This is a genomic window from Nitrososphaera sp., from assembly GCF_050748925.1.
Classification (GTDB): Archaea; Thermoproteota; Nitrososphaeria; order Nitrososphaerales; family Nitrososphaeraceae; genus Nitrososphaera.
The window spans coordinates 1-3,178 of record NZ_JBOGQF010000174.1; the positions used below are offsets into that span (position 1 = coordinate 1).

Here is a 3,178-nt window from a genome sequence, read left to right on the forward strand (position 1 = left end):
TGCGGAGAGCTCGACAAGGAGGAAGCCAGAATTGTCGTCCGCCTCGAAACGAGACGTTGGTCAAAGACCACGACCCTGATAGAGGGCATCAACCCGAAACTTTCTGACATGCAGAAAATAGTCAAGGAATTGAAAAGCACGTTTGCCTGCGGAGGGACTGCCAAGGGCGGCTTTATCATGCTGCAGGGCGACCACAGGGACGACATCAAGAACTATTTGGTAAAGAAGGGCTTTAACGAAGCCACTATAGAAGTTCAGTAGTGTGCGTCGGCAAGGCATTTAAGCGCGGTCGGCAATGAGTTTCCAGAGTGCACAAGAATAACGTCAGGCGACGGCGCAAGCTGGAAGGCAACGTTGGCGAGACCGTCAGGATAGCGTCCATAGTGCAAAAGGGCGTATCCGCGGGGAGGTCCAGCTATGTCGAGATGCGCGCGCTTGCCCGGCAGACGGGCCAGAACGTAAAGTCCAAGGTGCGCGCCATCAGGGCCATCGACGGCAGCGCCGACGATCTGCTAAAGAGGCTCGCAGCAGAAATAGGCGAAGGCTATACCTACATGCTCACGCCAAACGGCGCACTTCGCCAGGAGAGCCTGGACGCATTGCTCGCGCTTGACGCAGACATTGCTACGTGCCTTGGTATCATAGAGTCAGAGCTGGCAGACAAGAAAGTGCCGAAAGGCTTTGCTACTCTGGAAGAGATTGTAAAAGAAAGGAAAAAGTTGGTAGACGGCCTCAGAGCTTGAGGTGCGTCTTTAGGCCCTTGTAGCGGTTGCGTATAGTGACTTCTGTCACGCCTGCCGCCTCTGCCACGTCTTTTTGCGTCTTGTTTTCGCCGTTCATGACACACGCCACGTACAGCGCGGCCGCTGCGAGGCCCATCGGGTCCTTGCCGGCAGAGATCTTGCCCTCTTCGGCTTTCTTCAGGATCTCTAGCGCCTTGCGCTTTGTCTTTTCAGACAGCCCTGCCTTGCTTGCGATCCTTGCGACACACTTTACCGGGTCGACGACAGGCATCTTCAAGTCCAGCTCGCGTATGAGCAGGCGGTAGCAACGGGCAACGTCTTTTTTCTTGATGTTGCTTGCGTTGGCGATGTCCTTTAGCGTTCTCGGGGTTTCAGTGTCGCGGCACGCCGCGTAAAGGGCGGCTGCGACGAGCGCAGATATGGACCGGCCCCTCACGAGGCCCTTTTCAAGCGCCTTGCGGTAGACGTATGCGGCCTTTTCAATCACCGCGTCGCCCACTGCCAGCTTGTCCTTCAAGCGATCGAGTTCAGAGAACGCCTGGCGGAAGTTGCGGTCTACCGGCTCGTGCACCTGGCTCCTGCTGTCCCAAGTCCTGAGCCTTTCAATCGTGCTCTTCATGGAAGCAGACAGCGGCTTGCCGGAGGCGTCCTTGTCAACAGGGCCGATTATGGTCGCAAGGCCCATGTCGTGCATGGCAAGCGACGTCGGGATGCCTGCCCTGCTCCTATCCTCGTGCTCTTCCTTTGAGAAGGCGCGCCATTCCGGGCCAAGCTCCTCTGCCCTTTCGCTCATCACGTAACCGCAGTTACCGCAAAACAGTTCTCCGCTAGAGTTGTCCGTAACCATAGACCCTTTGCCGCAACGCGGGCAGCGGTCAGCAAACATGGACACATCTTTTACCAATTTCTATTCACCAAAATTCCTGTTTCCTTTGCAGGCCTCTATTTATATTTTATTCTAATATATAAATATTACGTTTTTTGTGCGGATATCAGACTTTTTGCCGGGTCTATCGGGCCTTGTGGCGCTTGCGCCTTTCTGCCTTGGCATACTTTTTGCTGCCAGACCTCTGGGCGCTATAAGCGTGGGTCTTTGTGTTATCGCGTTTAGCCATCGTGCAAACTAGGATTAGACGCGCTATATATTCTAACTCGGCAAAAGCAATAAATGGAATGGCGCTACGCAATAATGTGATGCAAGACAATACCCGCATTCCCAGGTGGCTTGTTGAAAGCGACCCTTCGTGGGAGAGATCCATCGACTCCAGCGTCGGGATGTTAAAGTGGACAAAGAAAGGCACAGGGGTGCAGGCGACGTGCTCGCCCACAAGCATGTTTTGCGAGATAACCGGCCACGACGACGCGCAGGCAGGCCTGTCAGACATTGGCGCGGGCGTTGCCCGCATGGGCAAGCAGGCGAATCTGTCAGACGACATCACAAAGTACCTTTCAAGCAGGTACCTGAACCCGGATGTCAACGGCCCAAGGCATGACCTGAGAAAGCTGCGCAAGTTCTAACTTTTTATACCAAAGGCTCGGTGCAGCTGCCGTGTCGCTGCAGGATGCCATTTTAAAGCTGGCGCGTGACGCGGTAGTGAAATTTGTAAGGAAGGATCAGGTGATCGGTCTCGGCAGTGGCAGCACGGCGGCGTACATTGTGAGAGAGATGGCCAGCCTTGATTTCAAGAATACGCTAGAGTGTGTGCCGACGTCGCTCCAGATAAAAGTCGAGGCCGAAAAGGGCGGCCTGCGCTTTGCGGACGAGAGCATGGTACCAGACATTGACGTCGTGTTTGACGGAGCCGACCAGATCGACGCCGGCTTTAACATGATAAAGGGAGGAGGAGGCGCGCTCATGCGCGAAAAGATCCTTATCTCGGCGGCGAAAAAAGTAGTGATAGCGGCTGACGAGGGCAAGTTCGTCAAGTCGTTTTCAAGGTCCGTGCCAATCGAAGTCCACCCTATGGCCAGGACTGCGGCGGCCGGCAAGTTGCAAAAGGCGGGAGGCAGGCCAACCATGAGGACGCTTGACAAGGGCTACCCGTTCATAACGGAAAACGGAAACGTCATACTCGATACAACGTTTGCGTCGATATCCGACCCCCACAGGACGGAGATGGAGCTGAAGAGCATCGCCGGCGTCGTGGAAGTGGGCATCTTTACGAGAAGGGCGGATGCGTACTACAAGGCAAAGGCAGACGGCACGTTTGAAGTAATTTACTGATTTGCCTGCCATTATGTAAAATTATTACAATAACTTTATATCATTTCTTTCCTGTTGGCCCGTGTGACTACTCCGGAACAAAAGAAATCCCTGATGAAGGAATTTACCACCTTCCTCATGACGTTTGGCGTCATCGGCCTTGCCATAGCGTTTGTCATAGGCGCCGCAGCGTCAAAGCTTGTGACGGCATTCGTTAACGACATCATAAACC

At 54.2% G+C, this 3,178-nt stretch carries 6 protein-coding genes; 5 read left to right on the top strand and 1 reads right to left on the bottom strand.

The genetic code is table 11. The annotated features are described in order from the left end of the window. Positions 1 to 261, top strand: a 261-nt coding sequence (gene yciH, locus ACREAY_RS10905) for a stress response translation initiation inhibitor YciH (protein ID WP_431755798.1), incomplete at its 5' end; no start/stop codon positions are given. 47 nt (positions 262 to 308) lie between these two features. Next, on the top strand, positions 309 to 743 hold the full coding sequence (locus tag ACREAY_RS10910; RefSeq protein ID WP_431755799.1) for a hypothetical protein: 435 nt from the start codon (positions 309 to 311) through the stop codon (positions 741 to 743). Here ACREAY_RS10910 and ACREAY_RS10915 read toward each other — a convergent pair. Then, a complete protein-coding gene (locus tag ACREAY_RS10915) occupies positions 733 to 1,629 on the bottom strand; it encodes a transcription initiation factor IIB (RefSeq protein ID WP_431755802.1) in 897 nt (298 codons plus the stop codon). The two genes, ACREAY_RS10910 and ACREAY_RS10915, sit on opposite strands and share 11 nt — an antisense overlap. Positions 1,630 to 1,937: 308 nt before the next feature. Between ACREAY_RS10915 and ACREAY_RS10920 the strand changes: the two genes are divergently transcribed. The 3 genes from ACREAY_RS10920 to ACREAY_RS10930 all read left to right on the top strand — a co-directional run. Next, positions 1,938 to 2,261, top strand: coding sequence for a hypothetical protein (locus ACREAY_RS10920; RefSeq protein WP_431755800.1), 324 nt, complete (start codon positions 1,938 to 1,940; stop codon positions 2,259 to 2,261). A gap of 31 nt (positions 2,262 to 2,292) precedes the next feature. After that, positions 2,293 to 2,967 carry a ribose-5-phosphate isomerase RpiA gene (gene rpiA / locus ACREAY_RS10925; RefSeq protein ID WP_431755801.1) on the top strand — a complete coding sequence of 225 codons (675 nt, stop codon included), beginning with the start codon at positions 2,293 to 2,295 and terminating at the stop codon, positions 2,965 to 2,967. A 93-nt stretch (positions 2,968 to 3,060) separates the two neighbouring features. Beyond that, positions 3,061 to 3,178: MscL family protein (locus tag ACREAY_RS10930; protein WP_431755803.1), on the top strand; the 118-nt coding region annotated here is incomplete at its 3' end.

Excerpts from the sequence above, each read along its gene's own strand:
- ACREAY_RS10915 (WP_431755802.1), bottom strand. The coding sequence starts at position 1,629 with ATGTTTGCTGACCGCTGCCCGCGTTGCGGCAAAGGGTCTATGGTTACG.
- ACREAY_RS10920 (WP_431755800.1), top strand. The coding sequence starts at position 1,938 with ATGCAAGACAATACCCGCATTCCCAGGTGGCTTGTTGAAAGCGACCCT.